Here is a 4771-nt window from a genome sequence, read left to right as displayed (position 1 = left end):
GGCCGCGGCGCGCCTACGCACACGCCGACGCCGAACAGGCGAAGTAGGTCCGCCTGGAGGCGCGAGCGGGCCAGATTCCGCCCGCTCGCCTCGTCCGGGCGGTGCGCCCGACCCGAGTGGGCGAAAGACGTCCCGCTGGATGCGCGGGTGCAACACATTCCGCCCGCTCGACGCTCTCGGGCGGTGCGCCCGACCCGAGTGGGCGAAGAACGTCCGCATGGAGGCGCGGGTGCGCCACATTCCGCCCGCTCGACGCCGGCACGCGACGCGCTCCCGCCGAACGGGCGAAAGCGGGTTGCCTGGAGGCACGGGCTGGCCAGATCTCGCCCGCTCGGCTCGCCCAAGCGGTGCGCCCGACCCGAGCGGGCGAAATACGTCCCGCTGGAGGGGAGGGTGGGCAGTATTTCGCCCGCTCGACGCCGGCACGGGACGCGCTCACGCTGAGCGGGCTATTTGCATCCGGCTGAGGGCTCGGGTGGGCCGTGTTCTGCCCGCTCGGAGCGCGCCGCAGGCGGACGCGCGGCCCCGAGCGGGCGGAATGCGCCCGCCGAGCGGTGCGGCGGGTGGTGGCGCGGGCGGGTCAGCCGCGCCGAGCGAGACCGGCGAGGCGAGCGGCGGCGTCCTCGAGCACCGAGCGGCGCTTGCAGAAGGCGAACCGCACGAGGGTCCGGTAGTCGGCCGCGTGGTCGGGACGGACGAACGCCGAGACCGGCACCCCGACGACGCCGGCGAGCTCGGGGAGTCGCAGGCAGAACGACCGGGCGTCGTCGTACCCGAGCGGCGCGACGTCCGCGATGACGAAGTACCCGCCGTCGGGACGCATCACCTCGAAGCCCGCGGCGGCCAGCCCACCCGCGAGCAGGTCGTGCTTGGCGGACAGCTCGGCGGCGATGCCCGTGAAGACCTGGTCGGGGAGTCGGAGGCCGGCTGCCACCGCGGGCTGGAACGGAGCCCCGTTCACGAACGTGAGGAACTGCTTCACGCTGGTGATCGCGTCGACGAGCGCCGGGGGAGCCGTGAGCCAGCCGATCTTCCAACCGGTGGTGCTGAAGGTCTTCCCAGCGCTCGAGATCGTCACGGTCCGCTCGGCGGCACCGGACAGGGTGGCGATCGGGACGTGCGGCACGTCGAAGGTCAGGTGCTCGTAGACCTCGTCGGTGACGATCACCGCGTCGTGGTGCGTCGCGAGTTCGACGATCGTCGTCAGGACCTCGGTCGGCAGCACGCGGCCGGTGGGGTTGTGGGGCGTGTTCACGAGCACGGCGCGGGTGCGGTCGGAGAACGCGGCGCGGAGGGCAGTCTCGTCCGGCAGGAAGTCGGGAGCAGACAGCGGCACGGTGACGTGCGTCCCGCCGGCGAGCCCGATGAGCGCACCGTACGCGTCGTAGAACGGCTCGAACGTGATGACCTCGTCGCCCGGCTCGACGAGCGCCAGGAGCGTCGCGGCGAGGGCCTCGGTGGCGCCGGCGGTGACGAGTACCTGGCGGTCGGGGTCGACGTCGAGGTCGTACCAACGGGCCTGGTGCTCGCTGATCGCGGCCCGCAGGTCTGGGGTCCCTCGTCCCGGCGGGTACTGGTTGACGCCGTCGCGGATGGCTGCGATCGCTGCCTCGAGGACCTCGGCCGGGCCGTCCTCGTCCGGGAACCCCTGCCCGAGGTTCAGTGCGCCCGTCGCGGCCGCGAGTGCGCTCATCTCGGCGAACACCGTCGGCGCGGGGACGCCGTCCGGTCCGAGGAGCATCGCTCCCTCGGCGGCTCGCAACCAGGGTCCTGCGTGGCGCATGTGGTTCCCTCCGGGATGTCGATCGCGCTCGCGGCGCTAACGGACCCCAACCTAGCGGCCGAGTCGAGCGCACCCCGGGAAGGGTCGCACAGCCCACGCATAAGATCGCCATAGGTCGCTTCCAGCGTCACCAGGAGCACCGCTCAGGTGCGTGCGACAGACTGCACGAGCTTGAAAGGAGCACGTCCAGCATGACCGACACCACGCCCAACGGGCAGGGCGACGACATCCGTCCGGACGACGCGGCCGCCAAGGCCGCATCCGAGGACGCTTCGCCGAACGACTCCGAGCACCTCCACGACGCGGACCACACCGCCGCGCGCCACACCGACGCGCGCCACACCGACGCGGACCACACCGACGTGATCGCGTCCGCGAACGACCACCCGACCGATCGGTACACGGCGCCGTACCCGACGCTGTCCGACCAGGCGTCGGAGCCGGGCCGGGCCGACCAGTCCGGCCAGCAGGGTCAGGCCGACCAGACCAGCCAGTACGGGCAGGCCTCGGGCGGCTACGGCGCGCACGGGACGCCCTACGGCACCGAGCCGACGCAGCAGCCGCAGTACGGCCAGTCCCAGACGAGCCAGTACGGCCAGCAGGACCAGTACGGACAGCAGCAGTACGGCCAGCACGGTCAGTACGGCCAGCAGTCGCAGTACGGCCAGCAGAGCCAGTACGGCCAACAGGACCAGTACGGCCAGCAGCAGCACGGCCAGTACGGCCAGCAGTCGCAGTACGGCCAGCAGAACCAGTACGGCCAGCAGTCGCAGTACGGCCAGCAGCCCCGCTACGGCGAGTACGCCCAGCCCACCTCGGCTCCCGCCTCGGCCTCCGAGTACGCCACCGCATCGGCCCAGGCTCCGGCCTCCGCCACGAGCGCGTTCGGCGACGTCGACGGCTCGAACCAGCGGAACGGCCACTACTTCGAGAGCGGAGCCGCCGGCGCCGCCGGCGTCCCGGGTGCGGCACCCGCCAGTGGTCGCACGGGCACCAGCCGAGGCCGCCTCGCCCTCCCGATCATCGCCGGCGTCGTCATCGCCGGTCTCGTGGGCGGCGGTGCCGGATGGCTCGCCGGATCGAGCCAGGGCGGCGGGACCGTCGTCGGGTCGTCCACCAGCCAGGGCGGCGGCAACCTCACCGTCAACGACTACAACAACGCGACGGTCGTCACCGCGGTGGCCGCGCAGGCGACCCCGTCGGTGGTCACGATCAACGTCTCGTCGAGCAGTGAAGCGGGCACCGGATCGGGCGTCGTGTTCAGCAAGGACGGCTACATCGTCACGAACACCCACGTGGTGACGCTCGACGGTGACAGCTCGAACGGCACGATCACGGTCACCACCTCGGACGGCAAGATCTACCCGGCGAAGCTCGTCGGCACCGACCCGACGGTCGACCTGGCGGTCATCAAGATCGACGCGACCGACATGAAGCCGATCACGTTCGCGGACTCCGGCGACCTCAACGTCGGCGACACGGCCGTGGCGATCGGTGCTCCGCTCGGACTGTCGAACACCGTCACGGACGGCATCGTCTCGACCCTGAGCCGCAGCATCCAGGTCACGTCGAGCGCCCCCACCGAGGGCGGCGACTCGAACGAGGGCGGGAACGGCTCGAGCGGCGGTCCCTTCGACTTCTGGGGCAACGGCGGCAACGGCAGCAACTCCTCGACGAACAGCACGGTCTCGCTGCCCGTCATCCAGACCGACGCATCGATCAACCCGGGCAACTCCGGTGGCGCGCTGCTGGACTCCAAGGGCAAGCTCATCGGCATCAACGTGGCCATCGCGAGCGCGGGCAGCTCGTCCGACTCGTCGTCGAGCCAGTCCGGCAGCATCGGCGTCGGCTTCTCGATCCCGTCGAACCTCGTCAAGCGCGTGGCGAACGAGATCAAGGACAACGGCTCCGCGACGCACGGGCTGCTCGGCGCGACCGTCGGCGACGCCGCCGAGGACGCGAACGCCACGCAGATGGGCGGCCTCATCAAGTCGGTGTCGTCCGGCGGTGCAGCGGCGAAGGCCGGTCTGCAGAAGGGTGACGTGGTCACGAAGATCGGGTCGGCGACGGTCTCCGACGCAACCGACCTGACGGCGCAGGTTCGCTACTTCGCGGGCGGTGCGAAGACGACGATCACCTTCATCCGCAACGGCCAGACGCGTGAGGCGGACGTCACCCTCGGGACCTACAAGGGCTGACGCGACCAGCAACGGACGGGAGGCGCGGTGCCAGCTGGCACCGTGCCTCCCGTCCGTCTGCCGGTCGCCCCGACGACCCGCGGCGACTTGATAGGCTCAGGGTCGCTCTTGCGGGGCGGCACCGTCCGCGGTGCGTCCCGTGCACCCAGGTGAGGACCCCGAGGTACCGATGCAGACAGACGGACAGCCCCTGCCGGGCGTCTCGTACGTGATGCCCGTCCTCAACGAGGTCACCGAGGTCCGGGCAGCCGTCCAGAGTCTGCTGGAGCAGGACTACTCCGGTCCGTTCGAGGTCATCCTCGCCCTCGGCCCGTCGATCGACGGCACGAACGAACTCGTCGCCGAGATGAGCGCCGCCGATCCCCGGATCCGCGCGATCGAGAACCCGGCGGGCTCGACGCCCGCCGGCCTCAACGTGGCGATCCGTGCATCGGTGCACCCGGTCGTCGTCCGCGTGGACGCCCACTCGGTCCTCCCCACGGACTACACGCGCATCGCGGTGCGGGTGCTGCAGGAATCGGGTGCCGACAACGTCGGCGGCATCATGCGCGCCGAGGGACGGACCCCCTTCGAACGCGCCGTCGCGCTCGCCTACGGCAGCCGCGTCGGCCTCGGCGGGACGCCGCACCACGTCGGCGGACGGGCCGGTCCGGCCGAGACCGCGTACCTCGGTGTGTTCCGCCGCGACCGCCTGTTCGAGGTCGGGCTGTTCGACGAGGGCATCAAGCGCGGGCAGGACTGGGAACTCAACCGGCGACTGCGGCAGACCGGCGGCACCGTCGGTCACGCC

At 71.5% G+C, this 4771-nt stretch carries 3 protein-coding genes; 2 read left to right on the top strand and 1 reads right to left on the bottom strand.

What is annotated here, in order from left to right; translation table 11 throughout:
* Nucleotides 1-580: 580 nt before the first annotated feature.
* On the bottom strand, nt 581-1783 hold the full coding sequence (locus I5E_RS11405; RefSeq protein WP_022907102.1) for an aminotransferase class I/II-fold pyridoxal phosphate-dependent enzyme: 1203 nt from the start codon (nt 1781-1783) through the stop codon (nt 581-583).
* A 191-nt stretch (nt 1784-1974) separates the two neighbouring features.
* Between I5E_RS11405 and I5E_RS22750 the strand changes: the two genes are divergently transcribed.
* Both I5E_RS22750 and I5E_RS11395 read left to right on the top strand, forming a co-directional pair.
* Nucleotides 1975-3981, top strand: a complete 2007-nt coding sequence (locus tag I5E_RS22750) for a S1C family serine protease (protein ID WP_022907101.1) — start codon at nt 1975-1977, stop codon at nt 3979-3981.
* 169 nt (nt 3982-4150) lie between these two features.
* Nucleotides 4151-4771 (top strand): glycosyltransferase (locus I5E_RS11395; protein ID WP_022907100.1); only part of this gene is annotated, 621 nt, incomplete at its 3' end.

The organism is Curtobacterium sp. B18 (genome assembly GCF_000333375.1).
In the GTDB taxonomy this organism is placed as follows: Bacteria; Actinomycetota; Actinomycetes; order Actinomycetales; family Microbacteriaceae; genus Curtobacterium.
Note: the sequence above shows the minus strand (reverse complement) of the source record. Positions and strands in the feature narration are given on the sequence as shown.

Coding starts and splice junctions, on each gene's coding strand:
- I5E_RS11405 (WP_022907102.1), bottom strand. CDS start 1,783: ATGCGCCACGCAGGACCCTGGTTGCGAGCCGCCGAGGGAGCGATGCTC.
- I5E_RS22750 (WP_022907101.1), top strand. CDS start 1,975: ATGACCGACACCACGCCCAACGGGCAGGGCGACGACATCCGTCCGGAC.